A 23585-nucleotide genomic window follows, 5' to 3' on the forward strand; every position below is an offset into this window, starting at 1 on the left:
CCGGAGCCGACCTCAGTCGTCGCGGCCGGTGCGGGCGGCGTCGAGCGCCTGGCGCTCCTCGGGGGTGAGCACGATCTCGGAGTCCCCGCCGACGACGCCCTTGGCGTAGGTCCGGCTCTCGCCGCGGGCGTGGATCGAGCTGAGCACCATGCCGTCGCCCGTGTCGTCGACGATCGCGGCGGAGAAGCTCATCCGGCCGCCCATGTCGCCGAAGGCGTCGTACCGCACGACCGCCACGTGCCGCAGCGCCTGCGCGAGGTCGGACCGGACGCCGGCCACGTCCGCCTCCAGGGCGTCCAGCCGCGCGCCCTGCGGCGAGGTCGGCGCCCCGGCGGCCACCAGCTGACGCAGGCGACGGTCGACGACCCGCAGCCGCTGCCAGGCGGCGAGCGCCAGCAGCAGCGCGAGGACGGCGACGCCACCGGCGATCCAGGGAAGCAGCTCGGGGTCCACGACCCGAGCGTATGCCGTCCCCCTCCCCCACCCGCCGCGGCGTCCCGCGCGTCCGCGACGCCGGGATAGCGTGGGGGCATGCCGAAACGCGTGGCCGTGATCGTCAACCCGACGAAGTTCGAGGACCTGGACGAGGTCCGTCGTCGGGCCACGAGGGCCTGCACCCGGCACGGCTGGGAGGAGCCGCTGTGGATCGAGACCACGGCGGAGGACACCGGTGCGGGCCAGGCGCGGCAGGCCGCCGCGGCGAGTGTCGACCTCGTGTGCCCCCTCGGCGGTGACGGGACCGTCCGCGCAGTGGCGGCCGAGATGGTGGGGACCGGCATCCCCGTCGGGCTGCTCCCCGGTGGCACCGGCAACCTGCTGGCCCGCAACCTCGAGCTGCCCATCGACTCCCTGGACCGTGCCTTCGAGGTGGCGCTCACCGGGCGCGACGCCGCGATCGACACCTGCGTGGTGGAGTTCGTGCGGCCGACGACCGGCCAGCTCCAGGGGCGTCTGGAGGACGACGAGGACCCCGCGAAGGTGGTCGACTTCTCCGACGCGGTCGACGACCGGGGCTCGGAGGAGGTCCGTGAGCGGCACCGGTTCCTCGTCATGGCGGGGCTGGGCTTCGACGCCGAGGTCATGGCTGCCGCCCCCGAGCGGCTCAAGGCCAGGGTGGGGTGGGTGGCCTACGTCGTGGCGGGCCTGCAGCACCTCAAGGGGCCGCAGTTCACCGTCGACTTCCGCACCGACGGCCACGGTCTGAGGCGGCGGCGGGTCCGCAGCGTGATGATCGGCAACGTCGGCAAGCTGCAGGGGGGTATGGAGCTGCTGCCCGACGCCGAGGCCGACGACGGCGAGCTCGACGCGGTGCTCCTGTCGCCCGACGGGATCGTGGGGTGGATGGCGACCTTCGGCCAGCTGGTGACCCGGCAGCGGGTGGGGCACTCGCGGGTCGAGTACGTCCAGGCCCGGGAGATCCAGGTGCTCTCGGACAAGCCGGTGGAGGTCGAGCTCGACGGCGACCCCCTCGGCACCGTCATCGCGCTCCGGGTGCACGTCGAGCCCGGCAGCCTGCTGGTGCGCCTGCCCCAGCCGCGTCGGGGGCGGGAGCGTCCGCACGTGCTGTCGGCCATCAGCGCCCAGCTCGAGGGTGCCGGTGCCCGCCCCGTCGACTGGCCGCGCATCAACCGCTGACCGTGCCGCAGCCCCGTTAGGCTGACGCCATGCTCGATCTCCGCGACCTCCGTGACGACCCCGACCGCGTCCGCCAGAGCCAGGTGGCTCGCGGGGAAGACCCGTCGGCGGTGGACGCGGTCCTGTCCGCGGACGAGCGCCACCGCAGCGCCCTGTCGGCCTTCGAGTCGGCCCGGGCGGAGCAGAAGACCTTCGGCAAGCGGGTCGCGCAGGCCCAGGGCGAGGAGAAGCAGGCGCTGCTCGCGGAGGTGAAGGACCTCAGCACCCGGGTCAAGCAGCTGGAGGCCGAGGCCGCCGCCGCGGCGCAGGAGCGCGACACCGCCATGCGCCGGATCGGCAACGTGATCGTCGACGGGGTCCCCGTCGGGGGCGAGGACGACTTCGTCGTGCTGGAGGAGGTCGGCACGCCCCGGGACTTCGCCGCCGAGGGCTTCGAGCCCAAGGACCACCTGGAGCTCGGGGAGGCGCTCGGGGCGATCGACATGGCTCGGGGCGCGAAGGTCTCGGGCGCCCGCTTCTACTTCCTCACCGGCGTCGGGGCGCTCCTGGACCACGCGCTCATGGCCCTGGCCCGGGAGATCACCGTCGAGGAGGGCTTCGTCCCCGTCGTGCCGCCGACGCTCGTGCGGCCCGAGACGATGGCCGGCGCCGGCTTCCTGGACGCGCACGCCGACGAGGTCTACCGCCTCGAGGCGGACGACCTCTTCCTCACCGGCACCTCCGAGGTCGCGCTCGCCGGCCTCCACGCCGAGGAGATCCTCGACCTGTCGGGCGGGCCGCTGCGGTATGCCGCGACCTCCACCTGCTACCGCCGCGAGGCCGGGTCCTACGGCAAGGACACCAAGGGCATCTTCCGGGTGCACCAGTTCCAGAAGACCGAGATGTTCGTCTACTGCCGGGTCGAGGACGCCGAGGCCGAGCACGCCAACCTGCTGCGGGTGGAGCGCCGCATCCTGGACGCCCTCGAGCTGCCCTACCGGGTGATCGACGTCGCCGCCGGCGACCTCGGTGGCCCGGCCGCCCGCAAGTACGACTGCGAGGCGTGGGTCCCCACCCAGGGCCGCTACCGCGAGCTGACCTCGACCTCCAACTGCACGACCTTCCAGGCGCGCCGGCTGGGGGTGCGCGAGCGCGACCCGCACGGCTCCGGCACCCGCGTCGTCGCCACCCTCAACGGCACGGCCGTCACGAACACCCGCCCGATCGTCGCGCTGCTGGAGAACCACCAGCAGGCCGACGGGTCGGTCCACGTGCCCGCGGCGCTGCGGCCCTTCCTCGGCGGTCGGGAGCGACTCACCCGCTGAGGGGCGGCTCCGTCGCGGGAGGGACGCGGTGGTCGCGCCCGGCCCGATCTCCGTCCTGCGGCGGAGGGTGCCTGTGGGTGCGCCCGCCTAGGCTGGTGCGTCATGGAGGTGCTGGAGCGCTGGTTCGGCGCGGACGAGGGCTGGGAGCGGGTCGCCACCGCCGACCAGCGTCGTCGTGACGTGCAGTGGGCCGTGGTGGCCTTCGTCATCGCCGCGATCGGCGTGGAGCTGATCCGGGCGGCCGGGGGGATGGAGGAGGAGCAGCTCGGGGTCGGCTGGCAGTATGCCGCGGTCCTCAGCGGGAGCCTGCTCGTCGCCTTCCGCCGGGTCGCCCCGGTCACGGTCATGCTGCTGGCCGCCGCCCACTTCGTCGTGGCGGGGCAGCTGATGCCGGTGACGATGTCCTCCCTCCCGATGCAGCTGCTGGCCTTCTTCCTCTTCTTCTCCGGCATCGCCTGGGCCCAGGACCGGCGCGCGGTGGCCTACGCGACCCTCGCGGTCCTGCTCGTCATGGCGCTGTGGCTGGCCTGGTGGTTCGCCCTCGGCTCGGGCCTGGACACGATCCGCGAGTCGTTGGGGGAGGACGTCCTGGCGCGCACGGGGCCGGTGGGGCCGGTGACCGCCCTGCTGCTCTACGTCGTGCTGAGCAACCTCATCTACTTCGGCTTCGCCATCGGCCTGGGGCTCGTGGCCTGGCGGGGTGCGCTGCAGCGGCACCGGGCCGACGACCTCCTGCTCACCACCCAGGAGCAGGGGGGCCGCCTGCGCGACCAGGCCGTCGTCGCCGAACGGCTCCGGATCGCCCGGGAGCTGCACGACGTCGTCGCCCACCACGTGTCGGTCATGGGCGTCCAGGCGGCAGCCGCGCGCCGCGTGCTCGACCGCGACCCGGACGCGGCGCGGGCCTCGCTCGGGGCGATCGAGCAGTCCTCGCGGGACGCGGTGGGCCAGATGCGGGACCTGCTCGGGACGCTGCGCAGCGAGGACCTGGAGGAGCCGCAGGCGCGGGGGGAGGTCGGCGGCCCGGCAGGATCCGGCGAGCCGGCCGTGCTCCCGGGCCCGGCGGCCGGCGGCGGCCCGACCGACCGGGCGCCCCAGCCGACGCTCGCGGCGCTGACCGGCCTGGTGGAGCAGGCGACGACTCCGATGTGCACGGTGGACCTGGACGTCGTCGAGTCGACGGCCGGGGCCGCGGGGCGCGTGCCGACGCCCGTGCAGCTGTCCGCCTACCGGGTGGTGCAGGAGGCGCTGGCCAACGTGCGGCGGCACTCCACGGCCCGGCACGCCCGGGTCACCGTCCGGATCGACGAGGGAACCGGTCGGATCGAGCTCGAGGTCGTGGACGACGGCCACCCCCGCTGGGGCACGTCCGGCACGGGGCTGGGGCTGCGGGGGATGCGCGAGCGCGCCCAGCACCTCGGCGGCGCCGTCGAGGCGGGACCGCGTGCGGGGGTCGACGGCTACCGCGTGCGCGCCTGGTTCCCGCTCGAGGGTCGTGCCCGCCGGGAGGACCCTGTCACCGGGGTCGCCGTGCCGGACCCGGCGGTGAGCGCGTGATGGTCCGGCTGCTCCTGGTCGACGACCAGCCGCTGCTGCTGCAGGGCTTCTCCATGATCCTGTCGACCGAGCCGGACCTGCAGGTCGTGGGCCAGGTGGGAGATGGTCAGCAGGCGCTGGACGCCATCGAGCCGCTGCGCCCCGACGTGGTGCTCATGGACGTGCAGATGCCCGTGCTCGACGGCATCGAAGCGACCCGCCGCATCGTGGCCGACCACCCCGACGTCAAGGTCGTCATCCTGACGACCTTCGACCACGACGACTACATCTTCGACGCCCTCGAGGCCGGGGCCAGCGGCTTCCTGCTCATGAACGCCGACCCCGACGACCTCGTCGACGCCGTCCGGGCCGCCGCCGACGGCCACGCCCTGCTCTCGCCCGAGGTGACGATCCGGGTCCTGCGCCGGATGGCGCGCGGCGACGGCGCGGGGGACCGGCCGGGGGGCGGGACCACCGGTGAGGAGGACGGCATACCTCTGCCCCAGCTCACCGGGCGCGAGCGGGAGGTGCTGGCGCTGATGGCCCGCGGGCTGTCCAACGCCGAGATCGCCGCCGAGGCGTTCGTCGGCGAGGCGACCGTCAAGACGCACGTCTCGAACGTCCTGGCCAAGCTCGGGGTCCGCGACCGGGTCCAGGCCGTCATCGCCGCCTACGACTCCGGGCTGGTGCTCCCGGAGGGCCGCCACGGCCGCTGAGCCGTGAGGCTCTCCCTCCTGCGGGGGAGGGCGCAATCACCTGGTCGGCCGATGCGGGCCGGCTCGCCCCCCGTCTAGCGTGGCACCCACGACACCGAGGAGGAATCGTGCTCGAGCTGCAGCAGCTGACCCGCAGGTACGGCGACCACGTCGCCGTCGACGCCGCCAGCTTCACCGTCCCGCAGGGACAGATGGTCGGGTTCGTCGGCGGCAACGGCGCCGGCAAGACCACGACCATGCGGATGATCATGGGCGTCCTGGCCCCCACCTCCGGGGAGGTGCTCTGGGACGGCGAGCCCCTGACCCGGGCCGACCGCAGCCGGTTCGGCTACATGCCGGAGGAGCGGGGTCTCTACCCCAAGCAGCAGGTGCTGGACCAGCTGACCTATCTGGGGCAGCTGCACGGGATGTCCCGTGCGGCCGCCCGCGACCGGTCCGCCGACCTGCTGACCCGCTTCGGCCTCGGTGAGCGCTTCAGGAGCAAGCTCGAGGAGCTCTCGCTCGGCAACCAGCAGCGCGCCCAGATCATCGCCTCGGTCCTGGGCGACCCCAAGATGCTCGTGCTCGACGAGCCGTTCAGCGGGCTGGACCCCGCGGCGGTCGACCAGATGAGCGAGCTCCTGCGCGAGCACACCGTCCGCGGGGTGCCCGTCCTCTTCAGCTCCCACCAGCTGGACCTGGTGGACCGGCTCTGCGACGCGATCGTCGTCCTCCACGAGGGCAAGGTCGTGGCGCGCGGCACCTCCGAGCAGCTGCGCGCGAACGCCCCGCTGCGCTACCGCCTCACCATGGGGCAGGACACCGGGTGGGTGCGGAACGTCCCGGGGATCACCGTCGTGGACCTCGACGGCCCCAGCGTGCTGTTCGAGCCCGAGGACGAGCAGCTGGCCGAGCGGCTGCTCACCGACGCCGTCGCCCGAGGAGGGGTCCGGGAGTTCAGCCGGATGCGTCCCACCCTGTCCGAGATCTACCGAGAGGTGGCCGTCGCATGAGCACTCTCACCGACCGTTCCGCAGGCACGTCGACCGGCGGGGCCGAGCGCACCGCCGGACCCGGCCCCTCCCGCCCCGAGCAGCGCACCACCCGTCGCGCCGCCTGGGCACTCGTCGCCGGCCGCGAGATCACCGTCAAGCTGCGCGACCGCAACTTCCTCATCGGCACGGCCCTCACGCTGGTCCTGCTGGTGGGCGCGATGCTGCTCCCGCAGCTGTTCACCGGGGGGAGCTCCAGCTATGAGGTCGCCGTGACCGACGGGGACGGCGCGGCCGTCGTCGAGCAGGCGCAGGGTCTCCTCCAGCTCGAGGAGCCGGAGGGCACCGTGACGGCGACGACCGTCCCGGACCGGGGCGCCGCCGAGGCGCAGGTGCGCGACGGGGACGTCGACGCGGCCCTCGTCCAGGGCGAGGCCGGGTGGGAGATGGTCACCGACGGGGAGCCCTCGTCGGGGCTCACCAGCCTGCTGACCGACACCGTGCGGAGCTCGGCGATGGCCGAGAACGCCGCGGCGGCCGGCACCACCGTCGAGGAGCTCACGGCCGGCACGACCCTCACGCCGGTGGACCTGTCCGAGGCCGAGGGGGGTATGCCGTCGTTCGTCAAGTTCATCCTCGGCTTCGTCTTCGCCTTCCTCTTCTACATGACCTCGATCATGTTCGGCTACCAGATCGCCAACAGCGTCGTGGAGGAGAAGGCCAACCGGATCGTCGAGATCCTGGCCGCGAAGATCCCGGTGCGCCAGCTGCTCCTGGGCAAGGTCCTGGGCAATACCGCGATCGCCTTCGGGCAGATCGCGCTCATCGCCGCCGTCTCGCTCGTCGGGCTGACCTTCATCGACCTCGACGTCGCGCTGCCGGGTCTGGCGCAGGCCATCGGCTGGTACGTCCCCTTCTTCGTCCTGGGCTTCCTGGCCCTCGCCTGCGTCTGGGCCGCCTCGGGCGCCCTGGCCTCGCGCACGGAGGACGTGCAGTCCACGTCCATGCCGCTGACGATGCTGCTTGTCATCCTCTTCATCGCCTCGATCAACGTGGAGGGGCAGGTGCGGGAGATCCTGTCCTTCGTGCCGCTGGCCTCGACCTTCCTCATGCCGATGCGCATCATCGAGGGCGGGACCGAGCTGTGGGAGCCGATCCTGGCGCTCGTGCTGGTGCTGGCCTTCTGCGCGCTGACGATCTGGCTGGGTGCCCGGCTCTACGAGCGGGCGCTGCTGCACACCTCCGGCAGCCTGACCTGGCGCAAGGCCATGACCCTGCGGGCCGACTGACCGGGTGCGGGGCGTCCGGCCGGGCGCCGCGTGGCGGCGCGCCGGGCGCCGCGTGGCGGAACGCTCGCCCTTCCCCGGTGCTATCGGCCCCGGATCTCCCCGATGGACAACGAAGACGCGCATGGACAACGTCGAGAACCTCGTCCGTGCGCGTCCTCACTGTCCATGGCGCGGCGGCGCTGCGTGGACCCGGCGCCGCCGGCCCTCACGCGAGCTCGGCGAGCACCTCGTCCAGGGCCTCGGCCAGGCCGTCCTCGTCGACGGTGCCGGTGACGCGGTCGGCAGCGGCGACGACCTCGGCGGGGGCCTGGCCCATGGCGTAGCCCCGGGCGGCCCAGGTGAGCATCTCGATGTCGTTGCGCTGGTCGCCGACGGCGACGGTCCGGTGGGGCTCGACGCCGAGGTGGCGCCGCACCTGCTCCAGCGCGGAGGCCTTCGAGACGCCCTCGGGGGCCAGGTCGAGCCAGGCGCTGTAGCCGACGGCGTAGGACACGCCGTGCAGACCGATGCGCTCCACCAGCTCGGTGAACTCCTGGGAGGTCGAGCTCGGGTCGCGGAAGGTGACGCGCGTCGCCGGGTGGGCCAGCAGCTCCTCGTCCGGCACGACGATCTCCTCGCCCCACAGCTCCCCGGGCGGGAAGGGCGTGCTCACCTTGAAGCCCACCCCGATCTCCTCGACCGCGACCAGGACGTCCGGCAGCTCCTGGCGGACCAGGGCCACGGCGGGCGCCGGGTCGAACGTGACGACGTCGACCAGGCGGTAGCCCGTCCCGTTGGTCAGGTCGGTCCGCACCGTGACGGCCCCGTTGGAGCAGACCGCGGGGCGACCCTCGCGGGCCAGGCCGAGCTGTTCCACCACGGGGACGGTCGAGAGGACCGAGCGGCCGGTGGCGATGACGACGTGCACGTGCGGCAGCGCGTCGAGGGCGCGGACCCGGTCGAGCACCGCGGGTGCGAGGTGGCCGTCGTGGTGCAGGACCGTGCCGTCGACGTCGAGGGCCACGAGGAGGTCGCAGTCGCGCATCGGGTGGCGGACGGGGGACACGCGCTCGTCGAGGCTCACCCTCGCAGCCTAGTCGGCCCGCCCGGTGCGACAGACTGTCCCCGTGCCGACTCCGCACCTCATCACCTCCCCGGCCAACCCCCGCCTCAAGGCGCTCGCGGCCCTGCGGCGCCGACGCACCCGCGAGCAGGAGCGACGCACCCTGGTGGAGGGGTATGACGAGCTGGGCCTGGCCCTCGAGGCGGGGGTCGTGCCGCAGACGCTCTTCTACTGCCCGGAGCTCATGGGCGGGGCGGCCCGGGCCGACGACCTGGTCGCCCGGGTGGGGGCGCTGGGTGGTGAGCTCGTGCGGCTGTCGCGGCCGGCCTTCGAGAAAGCGGCCTACCGGGAGGGGCCGGACGGCGTCCTCGCGGTGGTGCCCACCGTCGACCGCCGGTGCGAGGACCTGACGGCCGGGCTCCCGGACGCCCCGCTGGTCCTGGTCTGCCAGGCGGTGGAGAAGCCCGGCAACCTCGGCGCGATGCTGCGCACCGCCGACGCGGCCGGGGTGGACGCCGTCGTCGCCGCTGACCCCGTCACCGACTGGGGCAACCCCAACACCGTGCGCGCCTCGAAGGGGACGGTCTTCTCGGTCCCGGTCGCCAGCGACCCCACCGCGGTGACGCTGGCGTGGCTGCGGGAGCGCGGCATACCCCTGGTCGCGGCGACCCCCGACACCGAGGTCACGCACACCGAGGTGGACTACCGCGGACCGGTCGCCATCGTCGTCGGCACGGAGAAGACCGGCCTGACCGCGGAGGTGCTGACGGCTGCGCAGCACCGGGTTCGGATCCCCATGGTGGGGCTGGCTAACTCGCTCAACGTGGCCACCAGCGCCGCCGTGATCGTCTACGAGGCCGTGCGCCAGCGAGCCGCCGATCCACGCCCCTGAGGGGGGTGTCAAGAGCGCCACGCCGGTGTGCCACGATGGCGGCATGCGTATCGACCACGTGAGCTATGCCGCCGGCCCCGAGGGTCTGCAGGCCACGGCCGGGCGCCTGGCCACGATGCTCGGCGTCACCCCCCGCGACGGCGGGGTGCACCCCCGTTTCGGCACGCGCAACGTCATCCTGCCCCTGGCGGACAACCGCTACGTCGAGGTGGTCGAGGCCCTCGACCACCCGGCCTCCGACAAGGCCCCGTTCGGCCAGGCGGTCAGGGCGCGGTCGGCCCGCGGGGGCGGGTGGATGGCCTGGGTGGTCGCGGTCGACGACCTTGGGCCGGTCGAGGAGCGGCTGGGGCGTTCGGCGGCGGACGGGCACCGCACCACCCCGGAGGGGCACGACCTGCAGTGGCGCCAGATCGGCGTCAAGAACGTCATCGACCACGGGCACCTGCCGTTCTTCGTGCAGTGGATCTCCGACGCGCAGGCCCACCCCTCCCGGCTGGAGGAGTCCCCGAGCCGGCTGACCGGTCTGACCGTCGGCGGCGACTTCGAGGCGGTGCGGGAGTGGCTGGGGCTCGCCGACGCGCCCAGGGGGTCCTTCGAGAGCCAGATCGAGTTCGGCTTCGTCGAGGACGACCCGTGCCCGTGCCTCTACGAGGTCTCCTTCGACACCCCGGACGGCCCGGTCACGGTCTGAGCGCCGGCGGGGTCGGGCCCCACGACAGCACGAGGCGACGTCGTCCGACGTCGCCTCGTCCGTGTCGCGGGCCGCTCAGCGCGTGCCGCGGCCGTACCCCTTGAGCCGCAGGCTGTTCAGCACCACGAGCACCGAGGACATCGCCATCGCGCCACCGGCGATGAGGGGGGTGAGCAGGCCGAGGGCGGCCAGGGGGATCGCCAGCGTGTTGTAGCCGAAGGCCCACACGAGGTTCTCCTGGATGACCCGCAGGGTCTTGCGGGACAGCCCGATCGCGTCCGCGACCGTCTGCACGTCGGGGCGCACGAGGACGATGTCGGCGGACTCGGCGGCCACGTCGGTGCCCGACCCCATCGCCATGCCGAGGTCGGCCTGCGCGAGCGCGGCGGCGTCGTTCACGCCGTCCCCGACCATCGCGACGACGCGACCGGCGTCCTGCAGGCGCCGGACCTCGGCGAACTTGTCCTGGGGCAGCACCCCGGCCGTGACGTTCTGCGGGTCGATCCCGACCTGCTGGGCCACGACGGTCGCCGTGTGCTCGTTGTCACCGGTCAGCAGGTATGGCGTCAGCCCGAGCTCCTTGAGACGCGCCACGGCGGCGGCGCTGCTCTCCCGGGGGGTGTCGGACACCGTGACGGCGGCGTGGGCGGTGCCCTGCCAGCCGACGAGGACGGTGGTGCCCGTCGCGGACGCGAGGGCCGCCCGGAGCTCCTCCGGCACCCGGTCGAAGAGGTCCGGCTTGCCCACGCTGACCTCGACGTCCTTGATGCGCGCCCGCACGCCACGGCCGGGAAGGTTGGTGAAGTCGGTGATGCCGGCCGGCTCGACGCCCCGTTCGCGCGCACCGTCGACGATGGCGCGGGCCACCGGGTGCTCGCTGCCGGCCTCGACGCTCGCCGCCGCCTTGAGCGCGGCGTCCGGGGCGAGGGCGCCGACGGTGAGGACGTCGGTGAGGATTGGCTCACCGGTGGTGAGGGTGCCGGTCTTGTCCAGCACGACGGTGTCGACGCGGCGGGTGGACTCCAGGATCTGGGGGCCCTTGATGAGGATCCCCATCTCGGCGCCGCGGCCCGTGCCGGTGAGCAGGGCGGTCGGCGTGGCCAGGCCCAGGGCGCACGGGCAGGCGATGATGAGGACCGCCACGGCCGGCATGAGGGAGCGCGCCACGTCGCCGCCGGTGACGAGCAGCCACACGACGAAGGTCACCAGCGCCAGCACGAGGACCACGGGCACGAAGACCGCGGAGATGCGGTCGGCGAGCCGCTGGATCGGGGCCTTGCCCGTCTGGGCCTGCTCCACGAGCTGGGTGATCCGCGCGAGCGTCGTCTCGGCGCCGACCCGTGTGGCGCGCACGACCAGGCGGCCGTGACCGTTGACGGTGGCGCCCACGACCTCGTCGTCGACCGCGGCCTCGACGGGCATCGACTCGCCCGTGACCATGGAGGCGTCGATGGTGGAGGCGCCGTCGACGACGACGCCGTCGGTGGCGAGCTTCTCCCCGGGGCGCACGACGAAGCGGTCGCCGACCTCGAGCTCCTCGATCGGCACGCGGTGCTCGGTCCAGGCGCCGCTGACGGTCTCGTGCCGGAGCACCGCCACGTCCTTGGCGCCCAGCTCCATCAGCGAGGTCAGCGCCGAGCGCCCCTGGGCCTTGGCCCGGGCCTCGATGTAGCGACCGATGAGGAGGAAGGCGATGACGACGGCCGCGACCTCGAAGTACATGTCGTGGCTGAAGCCGGTGAGCAGGGCCACGACCGACCAGCCCATCGCCGCGGTCGTGCCGACCGAGACGAGGGTGTCCATCGTGGAGGACAGGTGGCGCGCGTTGACCCAGGCCGCCCGGTGGAACGGCCAGGCCGCCCACAGGTAGACCGGGACCGTGAGGGCCAGCTGCAGCCAGTGGCCCGTCATCCCCAGCGCGTCCCGGACCGGCGGGACCATGTGCAGGACGAAGACGGCCAGGGCCAGGACCGCGGCCACGATCATCCGCAGCCGCAGGGAATCGTGCCCGACGACGTCGTGGGTCATGACCGGGCCGCGGGCCCGGTCCTCCTCCAGGGGGGTGGCGCCATACCCCGTCCTCTCCACGGTGGCGACGATGTCGGCGACCGACAGGGCCGAGGGGAAGGTGATGCTCGCCTTCTCGGTCGCGAGGTTCACGCTGGCCTCGACGCCGTCGAGCTTGTTGAGCTTGCGCTCGATCCGGGCCGAGCTGGACGCGCACGTCATGCCGGTGATGGCGAGGTCGACGTGCTGGGTGTCGGTGCTGGTCTGCTGCTGGGTGGTGCTCATCGCTTCTTCCTCGACCCCCCGGCCGGGTGGGGACCCGGCCGGGGCGTCCGGTGGGAGGGGGTCAGACGGAGGCGGTGTAGCCCGCCTCCTCGACCGCGGCGCGCGCGGCGTCGAGGTCGAGCGGGCCGTCGGAGTCGACGAGGACGTCGGTGTCGCCGCCCTTGACGAGGTCCTCGACGCGCACCTCGAGGACGCCGGCGACCTCCTTGAGCTCCTCGGTCACCGAGGCGACGCAGTGGCCGCAGGTCATGCCGGTGACGACGATCTTGGTGGTCTGGACCTGTCCGGTCTCCTCCGCCCGCTCGACGGCGGCCGGGTCGGTGTGCTCGTGCTGGGTCATGCCTGCTCCTTCTGGGTGGGTCTGTCGTGCGACGGTATGTCGTGCGGCGCCGGGTCGGCGCCGGTCAGCTGCGCACCAGGCGCGCGATCGCGTCGGAGGCCTCGCGCACCTTGAGGTCCTTGGCCTCCTCGGACTGGGCCGCAGCCTCGACGACGCAGTGGCTGATGTGGTCCTCCAGCAGGCCGAGGCTGACGGCCTGGAGCGCCTTGGTCACGGCGCTCACCTGGGTGAGGACGTCGATGCAGTAGGTGTCCTCCTCGACCATACGGGCGATTCCCCGCACCTGTCCCTCGATGCGGCGCAGACGCTTGAGATAGTCGTCCTTGGAGCCCGTGTAACCCTGCGTAGCCATGCCGGACAACATACCCCCCCTGGGTATGTGGTCGCAACCGGGCGAGTGTGTGCTTCGCCACGTCGGGGTCGTTTTCGTGACCAGAACGTGACATTTGCCGGACGGCGTGTGTATGGTCTTTCTCGCCGCTCTTACCCGAGAGAGGTCCTCAACGCGCTCTACGCCGAGTCCTGCCGTGCGTCCGAGGTTGTCCCTATCACCACACCTCAGCAGGAGCGGGGGAACCACCGTCGGCACCTGGTCCCACAGGTGCCTCGGGGCGCTCGACCCTCACGGGTCGGAGGTTCTCCACCTCGAGCCCGACAGCTCACCTCGTAGGCGTTGGAGGAATTCTTGATGCAGCTCACCACCCCTGGTCGCCACCGGCGTCCCGGTCGCCTCAGTGCGGCCAGCACCTCCCTGACCCGTACCGCCGCCGTCGCGGCCGCCTCCTCCGGCCTCCTCGCCGGCACTGCCGTGAGTGCCGGGGCCCAGCCCGTGACCGAGGACGCCCCCGTGAAGGCCGTCGAGGCGCTCGTGCGTCTCGGTGAGACCGTCCAGGCGGACCGCACCCTCCTCGCCGACCGGCCGGCCAAGGCCGTCCCGGCCCCGGAGACCTCCCCGGCCGACTTCGGCACGAGCGGCTTCACCGCCTTCGCCGCCGTGGTGGACGTGGAGACCGAGACCGAGACCGAGGCTCCGGCCGAGGCCACCGCGGAGGCCGAGGCCACCGCGGAGGCCGAGACCGCCGGGTCTGCGGCCCAGACCCAGGCCCAGGCCGCGGTCGAGACCCGCACCCCGACCACCGCCAGCCGCACCGAGGAGCGCACCGCTCCCGTGCAGCAGCAGCGGGTCGCCACCCAGCCCGCGGTACAGCCGGCCCCCCAGCCGGCCCCGCAGCCGGTGGCCCCGTCCTACGGCGGTGCCGTGGGTATCGCCTCCGGCCTGATGGGCATCCCCTACGCCTGGGGCAGCTCCGACCCCGCCGTCGGCTTCGACTGCTCGGGCTTCACCAGCTACGTCTACGCCCAGCTCGGCATCTCGCTGCCGCACAAGGCGTCGCTGCAGCAGGCCGTTGTCACCCCGGTGAGCAACCCGCAGCCCGGTGACCTCGTGTTCTTCGGCAACCCCGCCTGGCACGTCGGCATCTACGCCGGCAACGGCATGATCTACCAGGCCACCAACCCCGGCTCGGTGTCCAACTACATGCCCATCTCCAGCATCTACGGCTCGGTCTCCGGCTACGGCCGCCCCTGACCGATCCGACGGATTCATCCGTCGACCACGAAGGGCCTCTCCCGCGCCGGCGGGAGGGGCCCTTCGTCACGCCACGAGCTCCCTGTCCCCACCGAGCGCGTGGTGTGGTTGCTCCTGTCCCCACCGAGCGCGTGGTGTGGTTGCTCCTGTCCCCACCGAGCGCGTGGTGTGGTTGCTCAGGGGGCGAACTCGCAGAAGCTCTCGTAGTGGTCCTGGGTGTAGTACCAGACCTCGGGCGAGCCACCCCCACCGCCGGTGACGATCCGACGGGCGCCGCGGTGGTCCAGCCCCGGCGTCTCCACGGTGTACTCCCGGTAGTAGCCGCGGGACTCGTCGGGAAGGTAGCCCTCGTAGTTGCCGAAGGTCGACCCGTCCTTGTCCGGGTAGTCGAAGGGCCCGCCCGACGCGACGTCGTCGGCGACCTCCTCCAGCTCCGGCGGAAGCACGTCGTCCCGGCAGGCGTCGATGTCGTCCCAGGCGCGCGTGTCCGTCCCCGTCGGCCCGTCCGCACCGGCCTCCTGGGTGGGGGAGGCGGCACCGGTGGGGGTGGGCAGGGCCACGCTGGGCGAGGCGGCACCGGTCGGGCTCGGCGAGGCGGCACCGGTCGAGGTGGGTGCTGTGTCGCCGAGGAGTCCTCCGCCGGCAGGTTCTGGGCGACCAACCAGAGCACGACGAGCGAGCAGAGGATCAGGAGGACGAGCGCCACCGGTCGGCTGAGTCTCATGACGACACCTCCCCGGGGGAGCCGATCCGCGCCTCGCCGAGGGCCAGGACCGTCAGCCCGTCGACGTCGTCGAGGATCTCCCCGAGCAGCCACCAGGCCCGGCCGTCGCTGGCCGCGAGCCGACCGGCGTCCTCCCACACCAGGGCCACCCGCTCCGAGCCCCAGATCTGCGGCAGGTCGCGCAGGGCGTCGACCATGGCGTCGAGGTTGGTCGCGGCGTTGCCCGGCAGCCGCAGCGCCCGGGCCAGCTCGGCCTGGGCCGGGCGCAGACCGGGGTCGGGCGGACTGGCCGCGCGGGCGACGGCATACCCGTGGTCGTGGAGGTGGGCCAGGACGGGGGTGAGCTGGTCGGCCGGGAGCAGGTGCATCAGTCGTCCAGGTGCGCGACGAGGGAGGCGGCCAGGCCCGTGTAGGTGGCCGGGGTGAGGGCGACGAGGCGCTCCTCCTCGGCGGCCGGCAGGCCCAGCCCGCGGACGAAGTCGACCAGCTCGGCCCGCCCGATCCGCCGACCGCGGGTGAGGTCCTTCAGCCGCTCGTAGGGGTTGCTCATCCCCTCCACGCCACGGGCGGCCAGCGCCCGCATCACCGACTGGACCGGCTCGCCGAGCACCTCCCAGTTGGCGTCGAGGTCGGCGGCCATCGCCTCCGGCACGGCGTCCAGCCCGGCCAGCCCCCGGCTGACGTTGTCCAGGGCCAGCAGGCTGTGGCCGAACGCCGTGCCGATGTTGCGCTGCATGGAGGAGTCGGTGAGGTCGCGCTGGAGGCGGCTGGTCACCAGGGTGGAGGCCAGCACGTCGAGCAGGGCGTTGGACACTTCGAGGTTGGCCTCGGCGTTCTCGAAGCGGATGGGGTTGACCTTGTGCGGCATCGTGGACGACCCGACGGTGCCCTGCCCCCGGACCTGGGCGAAGTAGCCCATCGAGATGTAGGTCCAGACGTCCGTCGCGAGGTTGTGCAGGACCCGGTTGAAGCGGGCGACGTCGGCGTAGAGCTCGGCCTGCCAGTCGTGGCTCTCGATCTGGGTGGTGAGAGGGTTCCACGTCAGACCGAGCTGCTCGACGAAGGTGCGGCTGACGTCCTGCCAGTCCACGTCGGGCAGCGCCACGACGTGCGCGCCGTAGGTCCCGGTCGCCCCGTTGAGCTTGCCCAGGTATGACGCGCGGCCGACCCGGTCCAGCTGGCGCCGGAGCCGGGCGGCGAGGACGGCCAGCTCCTTGCCCATCGTGGTCGGGGTGGCGGGCTGACCGTGGGTGTGCGCCAGCAGTGGCACCTCGGCCAGCTCGTGCGCCATCGTCGAGAGCTGGTCGACCAGGGCCCGCGCCCGGGGGAGCCACACCTGCTCGACGGCCCCCTGGACCATCAGGGCGTAGGAGGTGTTGTTGACGTCCTCGCTCGTGCAGGCGAAGTGGACGAGCTCGCCGAGAGTTCCTGCGCGCTGCGGTCCGACGACCTCGCTGAGGCGGCGGCGCAGGTAGTACTCGATCGCCTTGACGTCGTGGACCGTCTCGGCCTCGATCTGCCTCAGCTCCTCGATCGCGGCCGCGTCGAAGTCGGTGACGACCGCGCGCAGCTCCTGGGCCTCCTGCTCCGACAGGGTGTCGGCACCGGGCACGACGGCGGTGGTCGTGAGGTGGAGCAGCCACTCGACCTCGACGTGCAGGCGTGCCCGGTTGAGGGCGGCCTCCGACAGGTGGTCGAGCAACGGGGCGACGGCACTCCGGTACCGGCCGTCGAGGGCCCCCAGCGCGATGGTGGGGGAGAGGTCGGCGAGGGACGTGCGGGCGGCGGGGAGCGGCATACGCCTATCTTCGCGCACCGGCAGGGACCGGGACGGGGACGGTCCTGCCGGTCCCGTCAGCGGCGCTTCTTGACGTCGGGGTCCACGGCGTCGGCCTCGAGCAGCTCACCGGTGACGTGGTCACGCTCCTCACGGGCGACGCGGGTGGCGTCCTCGGCCTGCTCGTGCAGCTGGTCAGCCTGCTGCTGCGCCTCCCGGGCCTGCTGCTGCAGGTCGCGGGCACGCTCCTCGGCGGAGGCCGCGACCGCGGAGCCGCCCTGGGCGCGCTGTCGGATGACCTGGGCCTCGGCGCGCGCCGCCTCGAGCCGCTTGCGCCGCGCGATCAGCGCCCAGACGACGATCGCCGCGACGGCGACCACGACGATCAGGAGCAGCACCCACAGCCACAGCGAGTCATCCATACGGGCAAGGTAGCCGATCGTCCGCCCTCGCGCCGCCGGAAGCGAGGGTGGCGCCGAGGTCGACCGCGGTCCAGCCGGCGGCGGTGGCGGGACGGTGGGTGACCAGCACCACCACCCCGGTCCCCGGATCCCGTGAGGCCAGGAGACCCCCCATCGCCCGCTCGGCGGTGGCGTCGTCGAGATGGGCCGTGGGCTCGTCGAGGAGCACGACGGGCCGTCCGGAGACCAGGGCCCGGGCCATCGACAACCGGGCGCGCTCACCCCCGGACAGCCCGCCGAGGCGGGTGTCCAGTCCCTCCGGGAGGGTGGCGAACCAGCGGCCCAGGTCGACCGCGTCCAGGGCGGCGACGAGGTCCGCGTCGCGGGCGTGAGGGGCCGCGAGGGCCAGGTTGGCGCGCACCGTCCCGGCGAAGGCGTGCGGCTCGTCGTCCACGAGGGCGACCAGCGCGCGGACCTGCTGCAGGTCGAGGTCGAGGACGTCGGTGCCGTCGACCTCGTAGCGACCGACCGCCGGGTCCAGCGACCGGGCGAGGACCGCCAGGGCGGTGGACTTGCCGACGCCGTTGGGGCCGGTGAGCGCCACGCGGCTGCCCGGGGGGAGGTCCAGGTCGAGGGGGTGGAGGTCGAGGGGCTGGTCGACCCGGCGGGCGTCAAGGCCCTGGAGGTCGCCGGGTCTGTCGTCGCCATCGACGGCGGGCGGCGGGGCCGGCCAGTGCGCCCCCGTGCGGTCCAGGCGCAGGGAGGGCGTGCCCGGGCCGTGGCCTCCCACCTCAGGGGTCCGGTGGTCGGTGGGGGCGGTGCCCCGCCGGCCCGCCGTCAGCTGGACCGATGCTGCTGCCGCGACGGCGGGGGTGCGCCCCAGCACCTGCTCCAGGCGGTGACCGGCGGCGCGGGCGCGGGCGCGGGCGCCGGCGATGTCGGCCGCGCCGACCCAGGTGTCGGCCAGGGCCATCGGGATCAGGGCCACCATCGCCGCCACCGGCGCGGTGATCGCGTCGGCGGTCAGCGCGCGCCAGGTGAGGCCCACGACGGCGGCCACCGTGCCCGCGACGACCATCCACAGCAGGGCCAGCGCGGTGGCGCGGGCGGTGATGAGGCGCTGCTCCGCCCGACGCTGCGCCTGCTCGGCCTGCGCCACCGGTGCCAGGAGGTGGCTGCGGTCCGCCCGAAGCCCGGTGACGGCCTGGACAGCCAGCAGCCGGGACACCAGGGCGGTGGTGCGGTGCTGCACCTCGCCGCGACGGGCGACCGACTCGGCCTGGGCCACCTGCTCGGCGACGCGGTCGGCGGCGGCGACCACGGCGACGAGGGCCCCGCCGAGGATGAGGACCACCCCGGCCGACGGCACGTGCCAGGCGGCCAGGACGACCCCGACGGTGGTGGCGATCACCGCGGACCACGCCGGGACGACGACCCGGACCTGCTCGTCGACCACGTCGTCCAGGTCGCGGACGACCGCGGTGAGCACCTCCCCACGGCTGCGCCGCCCGAGCGCCGCGGGGGTGAGCGGGACGAGCCGGGCGAAGACCTCCGCCCGCCGGGCCGCCAGCTCGCCCAGGGCCGACTCGTGACTCACCAGCCGCTCGGCATACCGGAGCACCGGGCGGAAGATGCCGAACGCCCGCACCCCCACGATCGCGACCAGGAGGGTGAGGATGACCGGCATCGTCGAGGCCTGGACGATCAGCCAGCCCGAGGTGGCCGTCAGCGCCACCCCGCACCCGACCGAGGCCCCGCCCAGGAGGCAGGCCACCACCAGCCCGCGGCGCCCGGTCGGCAGCGGCAGCGGCTCGACCTGCCCGGGGACGTGCGCGCGCTCTCCGTGGGCGGATGGGTGCTCTTCCGGACCGGGCGGGCGCTCGCCGGAAATGCGGGGGTGCTCAGCCGGACCGGAGGCATCCACCCCATCGATGTGCACGGCTCTTGTGTCACATTCATCGCCCGGACGATGAATGTGGCACAAGAGTGCTGCACCACCATCCTCGGCCGCGGTGATCCGCCACACCTGGTCAGCCTGGCCGCGAGGTCGGGGTCGTGGGTGACGACGACCACGCGGCGCTCGCGGGCCAGGCCGGTGATGAGAGCGTGCAGCGCGGGGACGGCCTCGGCGGCGACGTTGGCCGTGGGCTCGTCGAGCAGGACCAGGGGAGCGGGTGACAGCAGGGCGCGGGCCAGGGCCAGGCGGGCGCGCTGTCCCGCCGACAGCCCGAAGCCGTCGTCCCCCAGCGGCGTCTTCAACCCGTCGCGCTCGGCGAGCTGATCCCAGAGCCCGACCTGGCGGAGCGCCGCGACGAGCTCGTCGTCACCGGGGTGGGTGCGGGAGGAGGGTCGGGGTGCGTCCACAGCCCCAGGTGCGTCGTCGGGCCCTCGGGCGTTGACGGCGCCAGCCGAGTCCACGGCCTCGCGTGAGTCCTCGCGGCCACCTTCCGCGCCCTCCTCGGCGGCCGCACCCCCGACCAGGAGCAGGTTGTCGCGGACGGTGCCGGGGAGGATGACCGGTCGCTGCCCGGCCAGGTGCGCGTCGGGAGCGCTGACCAGGCCGACGTCCGGCACGCGGAGGCCGGCGAGGAGCTCCAGCACGGTGGTCTTGCCCGCACCGCTCGGCCCGACGAGGGCGGTCAGACCGGGCCCGGCGGGGGCGTGCAGGGTGAGGTCGACGATCGTGCGCTCGCGGCCGGGGTGGGCGTAGCTGACGTGCTCCAGGGCCAGGCCCCTCCCGGGCCGCAGCCCACCAGCCCTCGCCACGTCCGCCGGCCCGCCCAGCACCCCGTCGGCGCCCAGCTCGGCGAGCACCGTCGCACCGTCGGCCGCGTTGTGGAACTCCTGGCCGACCCGCCGCACCGGCCAGTACGCCTCGGGTGCGAGCAGGATGGCCACCAGCCCGACCGTGAGGTCCATGGCGCCGTAGGCCAGGCGCAGGCCCACCGCGACCGCGACCATCGCCACCGAGATCGTGGCGAGCAGCTCCAGCGCCGCGGTGGACAGGAAGGCGGTCCGCAACGTCCGCATCGTCGCGCTGCGGTGGCGCTCCCCGACCGTGCGCACCACCTCCACCTGGGCGTCCGCCCGGCCGTAGGCGACCAGCGTCGGCAGGCCACGGACCACGTCGAGGAAGTGCCCGGCCAGCAGCGCCATCGCCCCCCAGCGCTGCTCGGTCTCGGCCTGCGTGTGCTGGCCGATGAGGGCCGCGAAGAGCGGCAGCAGCGGCAGCGTCAGCACCACGATGAGCGCGCTCCACGGGTCGATGACCAGCAGGGTGCCGACCGTCAGCGCCGGCACCACGGCCCCGGTCACCAGCGCCGGGAGGTAGCGCGAGACGTAGGCCTCCAGGGCCGAGACCCCCTCGGTCGCCCGCGCCACGGCGGCGTCGGTGCCCGGTCGGCGCCCCTCGGGCAGCGCGAGCCAGTGGCGTAGGGTCGCCAGCCGCACCACGGCGACGACCCGCAGCCCGGCCCAACGGGCCGCCTGCTCCGTCGCGGCGGCGAGGATCCCGCGCAGCCCCAGCGAGGCGACCAGCCACCCCAGGACGTCCGCGAAGGCGTCACCGGTCACGACGCGCCCCACCAGCACCCCCAGGAGGACCGCCTGGGTGATCGCCACCCCCCGGAGACGATCCCCAGCGCGGTCAGTAGGCCGACCGGTCCCCGGGTCGCGGGCAGGGCACGGAGCAGGGCCGGGTCGAAGGGACGCACGCGATCAGGAGTCGGCCGGCTCCCGCACGGCCGCCCGGGTCTCCTGCGTCACCGCGGCGTGGTGCACCCCCGTCGGTATGTGGTGCCCCGAGACCCGCCGGCGGAAGGTCCAGTAGGTGAAGACGGTGTAGAGCAGGACGACGGGCACGAAGATCACCGCGACCCAGGTCATGATCGTCAGCGTCAGCTCGGTCGAGGAGGCGTTGTCCTTGGTCAGCGACAGGCCGTCCGCGAGCGTGGTGGGCATGACGTCCGGGAAGAGCGCGGCGAACAGCGAGGAGGTCGCCAGGGCGATGGCGCCGAAGGTGCCGGCGAAGCCCCAGCCCTCCCGCCCGCGCCAGGTCAGGAGCAGGCCGCCGACGAGGGCGAGCGCGGCCAGGATCGCCAGCAGCCAGGACAGCGTGCTGCCGGTGCGGACGTGCAGGATGCCCAGCCACACCACGGCCAGCGCCGCGCTCACGACCCCGGTCCGCAGCGCCAGCGCCCGCGCGTCGTGGCGCAGCTGCCCGTCGGTCTTGAGGGAGACGAAGATCGCCCCGTGGGTGAGGAAGAGCGTGAGGGTGACCAGCCCGCCGAGCAGGGCGACGGGGTTGAGCAGGCTCCAGAAGCCGCCGACGTACTCCATCTGCGCGTCGATCGGCACGCCGGACACGATGTTGGAGAAGGCCACGCCCCACAGCAGGGCAGGCAGGAGGGACCCGAGCACGATCATCGCGTCCATTCGGGCCCGCCAGGCGCGGGAGTCGACCTTGCCGCGGTACTCCAGGCCGATGCCGCGGATGATCAGGCCCACGAGGATGAGCAGGAGCGGCAGGTAGAAGCCGGAGAAGAGGGTCGCGTACCAGTGCGGGAACGCGGCGAAGATCGCGCCGCCGGCGGTCAGCAGCCACACCTCGTTGCCGTCCCAGAAGGGGCCGATCGCCGAGAGCATCTGCCGCCTGCGGGTCTCGCCGGACCAGGGACCGCCGGCCGCGGGGAGAGCCTCGCGGGCGGCATACCCCTCCTCGTCACGCCCGAGCACCGGCAGCAGCATCCCCACGCCGTAGTCGAAGCCCTCGAGGCAGAAGTAGCCGATCCACAGCACCGCGATGAGGACGAACCAGATCGTCGTCAGTTCCATGTTCCACCAGATCCTTCGGGTATGCCGTCCGCGGCGGCTCAGTAGGTGAAGACGAGCTCGTCGTCGTCGGAGCGCTTCTTCGGGTCGTAGGAGGCGTCCTCGGGGACCATCTCGGCCCCGGCCCGGCCGTAGCGGAGCGAGAGCCCGACCATGGCGACCGCGAGCACGCCGTAGAGGAGGGTGTAGACGACCAGGGAGGTCGCGACCGAGCCGACGCCCACCCCGGGGGAGACCCCGGTCTGGGTGGTCATGAGGCCCATGACGACCCACGGCTGACGGCCCATCTCGGTGAAGATCCAGCCGAAGCTGTTGGCGAACAGCGGCAGGAAGAGCACGACCGCCGCCGCCCAGCCGGCCCAGGCCCGGCCCTCCATCCGGGTCTCGGAGTCCGGCTCCCCATCGCGCAACAGCCACAGCACGGCGAGCGCGACGGCCATGCCGGCGAAGCCCAGGCCCATCATCAGCCGGAAGCTCCAGTAGGTCACGGGGATGACCGGGCGGTAGTCGTCGACCTCGGTGAGGTCGCTGCCGGCGTAGGTCTGCTGGTAGCGCTCCTGGATGTGGTCGATGCCCTCGACCGCGCCCTCCAGGTCACCGGTGGCGAGGTAGGAGAGCAGCTTGGGGACGGTGAGCGCCCAGACCTCCTCGCGGCCGTCGAGCGTGCCGACGGTGATGATCGAGAAGGGTGCGCCGACGCCCTCGGGGACGTCCTCGTAGAGCCCCTCGGCCGCCGCCATCTTCATCGGCTGGACCTCGGTCATGATCTTGCCCTGGAGGTCGCCGGTGAGGATGACGCCGAGGGAGGCGACAAGCAGGGTCCAGGCGCCGAGCTTGGCGGCCTTGCGATACATCGGCTTGTCGGTCTGCGGGGTCCGGGTCCGCCACAGGTGCCACAGCGCGAAGGCGAGCACGAAGGCGCCGCCGGTCATGTAGGCCGCCGTCATGACGTGCGGGAAGGTGACCAGCTGGACCTTGTTGGTCAGCACGGCCACGAAGTCGGTGAGCTCGGCCCGGCCGGAGTCAGGGTTGACGCGGTAGCCGACCGGGTTCTGCATGAAGGAGTTGGCGGCCAGGATGAAGTAGGCCGAGAGCATGGTGCCGATGTGCACCAGCCAGATGCAGGCGGCGTGCAGCTTCTCCGGGATGCGGCCCCAGCCGAAGAGCCACAGCCCGAGGAAGGTCGACTCGAGGAAGAAGGCGAGCAGCGCCTCGATCGCCAGCGGAGCGCCGAAGATGTCGCCGACGAAGCGCGAGTAGTCCGACCAGTTCATCCCGAACTGGAACTCCTGGACGATGCCGGTGACCAGGCCGAGCGCGAAGTTGATGGTGAAGAGCTTGCCGTAGAACTTCGTCAGCCGGAGCCACTGCGGGTTGCGCGTGCGCATCCACGCGGTCTGCATCACCGCCACGAGCAGGCTCAGGCCGATCGTGATCGGCACGAAGAAGAAGTGGTAGACGGTCGTGATGCCGAACTGCCACCGGGCCAGGTCCACAACGTCCATCGCGTCTCCCGGGTGCTGTAGTACGTACTACTTTACGTAGAGAATCTACACC

General features: G+C 73.2%; 22 protein-coding genes and 1 riboswitch. Of the genes, 9 read left to right on the forward strand and 13 right to left on the reverse strand.

Annotation, left to right across the window (positions count from 1 at the left end; genetic code table 11):
• Window positions 1-12 precede the first annotated feature (12 nt).
• Entirely contained in the window at window positions 13-453 is a 441-nt protein-coding gene (locus tag E3Z34_RS01135) for a DUF4446 family protein (RefSeq protein ID WP_238695284.1), read from the reverse strand.
• A 78-nt stretch (window positions 454-531) separates the two neighbouring features.
• Here E3Z34_RS01135 and E3Z34_RS01140 point away from each other — a divergent pair, with 78 nt between their 5' ends.
• The 6 genes from E3Z34_RS01140 (at window position 532) to E3Z34_RS01165 (ending at window position 7451) form a co-directional block, all read left to right on the forward strand.
• The gene (locus tag E3Z34_RS01140) at window positions 532-1635 is read left to right on the forward strand and encodes a diacylglycerol/lipid kinase family protein (RefSeq protein ID WP_134772133.1); all 1104 of its coding nucleotides are present in this window, start codon (window positions 532-534) and stop codon (window positions 1633-1635) included.
• 29 nt (window positions 1636-1664) lie between these two features.
• The gene (gene serS, locus E3Z34_RS01145; RefSeq protein ID WP_134772134.1) at window positions 1665-2939 is read left to right on the forward strand and encodes a serine--tRNA ligase; all 1275 of its coding nucleotides are present in this window, start codon (window positions 1665-1667) and stop codon (window positions 2937-2939) included.
• Window positions 2940-3041: 102 nt separating this feature from the next.
• Window positions 3042-4496 carry a sensor histidine kinase gene (locus E3Z34_RS01150; protein WP_134772135.1) on the forward strand — a complete coding sequence of 485 codons (1455 nt, stop codon included), beginning with the start codon at window positions 3042-3044 and terminating at the stop codon, window positions 4494-4496.
• Window positions 4496-5191 (forward strand): response regulator, encoded by a 696-nt coding sequence (locus E3Z34_RS01155; protein WP_134774667.1) that lies wholly within the window; start codon window positions 4496-4498, stop codon window positions 5189-5191. The genes E3Z34_RS01150 and E3Z34_RS01155 overlap by 1 nt, the downstream gene beginning before the upstream one ends.
• Before the next feature lie 107 nt (window positions 5192-5298).
• Complete coding sequence (locus E3Z34_RS01160; RefSeq protein ID WP_134772136.1) at window positions 5299-6183, forward strand: ABC transporter ATP-binding protein; 885 nt, start codon at window positions 5299-5301, stop codon at window positions 6181-6183.
• A complete protein-coding gene (locus E3Z34_RS01165; RefSeq protein ID WP_134772137.1) occupies window positions 6180-7451 on the forward strand; it encodes an ABC transporter permease in 1272 nt (423 codons plus the stop codon). Before E3Z34_RS01160 ends, E3Z34_RS01165 begins: the two co-directional genes overlap by 4 nt.
• A 205-nt stretch (window positions 7452-7656) precedes the next feature.
• Here the strand turns inward: E3Z34_RS01165 and E3Z34_RS01170 are convergent, their stop codons facing one another.
• Window positions 7657-8475: an HAD family hydrolase gene (locus tag E3Z34_RS01170; protein ID WP_134774668.1), complete on the reverse strand. Its 819-nt coding sequence runs from the start codon at window positions 8473-8475 to the stop codon at window positions 7657-7659.
• An 82-nt stretch (window positions 8476-8557) separates the two neighbouring features.
• Between E3Z34_RS01170 and E3Z34_RS01175 the strand changes: the two genes are divergently transcribed.
• Both E3Z34_RS01175 and E3Z34_RS01180 read left to right on the forward strand, forming a co-directional pair.
• Window positions 8558-9385, forward strand: coding sequence for a TrmH family RNA methyltransferase (locus tag E3Z34_RS01175; RefSeq protein ID WP_134772138.1), 828 nt, complete (start codon window positions 8558-8560; stop codon window positions 9383-9385).
• A 43-nt stretch (window positions 9386-9428) separates the two neighbouring features.
• Window positions 9429-10076 carry a VOC family protein gene (locus E3Z34_RS01180; protein ID WP_134772139.1) on the forward strand — a complete coding sequence of 216 codons (648 nt, stop codon included), beginning with the start codon at window positions 9429-9431 and terminating at the stop codon, window positions 10074-10076.
• 75 nt (window positions 10077-10151) lie between these two features.
• On the opposite strand, the gene E3Z34_RS01185 is transcribed toward E3Z34_RS01180, so the two are convergent.
• From E3Z34_RS01185 to E3Z34_RS01195, 3 genes are all read right to left on the reverse strand, one after another.
• Complete coding sequence (locus E3Z34_RS01185; RefSeq protein WP_134772140.1) at window positions 10152-12368, reverse strand: heavy metal translocating P-type ATPase; 2217 nt, start codon at window positions 12366-12368, stop codon at window positions 10152-10154.
• Between the two features lie 61 nt (window positions 12369-12429).
• The gene (locus tag E3Z34_RS01190; protein WP_238695540.1) at window positions 12430-12618 is read right to left on the reverse strand and encodes a heavy-metal-associated domain-containing protein; all 189 of its coding nucleotides are present in this window, start codon (window positions 12616-12618) and stop codon (window positions 12430-12432) included.
• A 154-nt stretch (window positions 12619-12772) separates the two neighbouring features.
• Window positions 12773-13060, reverse strand: a complete 288-nt coding sequence (locus E3Z34_RS01195; protein WP_134772142.1) for a metal-sensitive transcriptional regulator — start codon at window positions 13058-13060, stop codon at window positions 12773-12775.
• A gap of 187 nt (window positions 13061-13247) precedes the next feature.
• Window positions 13248-13396: riboswitch (cyclic di-AMP (ydaO/yuaA leader) on the forward strand.
• Between E3Z34_RS01195 and E3Z34_RS18065 the strand changes: the two genes are divergently transcribed.
• Window positions 13397-14296, forward strand: coding sequence for a C40 family peptidase (locus E3Z34_RS18065; RefSeq protein WP_202976995.1), 900 nt, complete (start codon window positions 13397-13399; stop codon window positions 14294-14296).
• A gap of 176 nt (window positions 14297-14472) precedes the next feature.
• On the opposite strand, the gene E3Z34_RS01205 is transcribed toward E3Z34_RS18065, so the two are convergent.
• The 8 genes from E3Z34_RS01205 to E3Z34_RS01240 all read right to left on the reverse strand — a co-directional run bounded on the left by E3Z34_RS01205 (window position 14473) and on the right by E3Z34_RS01240 (window position 23533).
• On the reverse strand, window positions 14473-14856 hold the full coding sequence (locus E3Z34_RS01205) for a guanyl-specific ribonuclease (protein WP_202976996.1): 384 nt from the start codon (window positions 14854-14856) through the stop codon (window positions 14473-14475).
• A 160-nt stretch (window positions 14857-15016) separates the two neighbouring features.
• Window positions 15017-15388, reverse strand: coding sequence for a barstar family protein (locus E3Z34_RS01210; RefSeq protein WP_134772144.1), 372 nt, complete (start codon window positions 15386-15388; stop codon window positions 15017-15019).
• Entirely contained in the window at window positions 15388-16818 is a 1431-nt protein-coding gene (purB, locus tag E3Z34_RS01215; RefSeq protein ID WP_134772145.1) for an adenylosuccinate lyase, read from the reverse strand. Before purB ends, E3Z34_RS01210 begins: the two co-directional genes overlap by 1 nt.
• A gap of 56 nt (window positions 16819-16874) precedes the next feature.
• Window positions 16875-17219 carry a hypothetical protein gene (locus E3Z34_RS01220; protein WP_134772146.1) on the reverse strand — a complete coding sequence of 115 codons (345 nt, stop codon included), beginning with the start codon at window positions 17217-17219 and terminating at the stop codon, window positions 16875-16877.
• A complete protein-coding gene (gene cydC / locus E3Z34_RS01225) occupies window positions 17212-18933 on the reverse strand; it encodes a thiol reductant ABC exporter subunit CydC (protein ID WP_238695285.1) in 1722 nt (573 codons plus the stop codon). Before cydC ends, E3Z34_RS01220 begins: the two co-directional genes overlap by 8 nt.
• Window positions 18924-20819: an ABC transporter ATP-binding protein/permease gene (locus E3Z34_RS01230; RefSeq protein ID WP_134772147.1), complete on the reverse strand. Its 1896-nt coding sequence runs from the start codon at window positions 20817-20819 to the stop codon at window positions 18924-18926. The genes cydC and E3Z34_RS01230 overlap by 10 nt, the downstream gene beginning before the upstream one ends.
• Window positions 20820-20915: 96 nt before the next feature.
• Window positions 20916-22031, reverse strand: coding sequence for a cytochrome d ubiquinol oxidase subunit II (gene cydB / locus E3Z34_RS01235; RefSeq protein WP_134772148.1), 1116 nt, complete (start codon window positions 22029-22031; stop codon window positions 20916-20918).
• A gap of 38 nt (window positions 22032-22069) precedes the next feature.
• Window positions 22070-23533 carry a cytochrome ubiquinol oxidase subunit I gene (locus E3Z34_RS01240; protein WP_134772149.1) on the reverse strand — a complete coding sequence of 488 codons (1464 nt, stop codon included), beginning with the start codon at window positions 23531-23533 and terminating at the stop codon, window positions 22070-22072.
• Between the last annotated feature and the right edge of the window lie 52 nt (window positions 23534-23585).

Source organism: Ornithinimicrobium flavum (genome assembly GCF_004526345.1).
GTDB lineage: Bacteria > Actinomycetota > Actinomycetes > Actinomycetales > Dermatophilaceae > Ornithinicoccus > Ornithinicoccus flavus.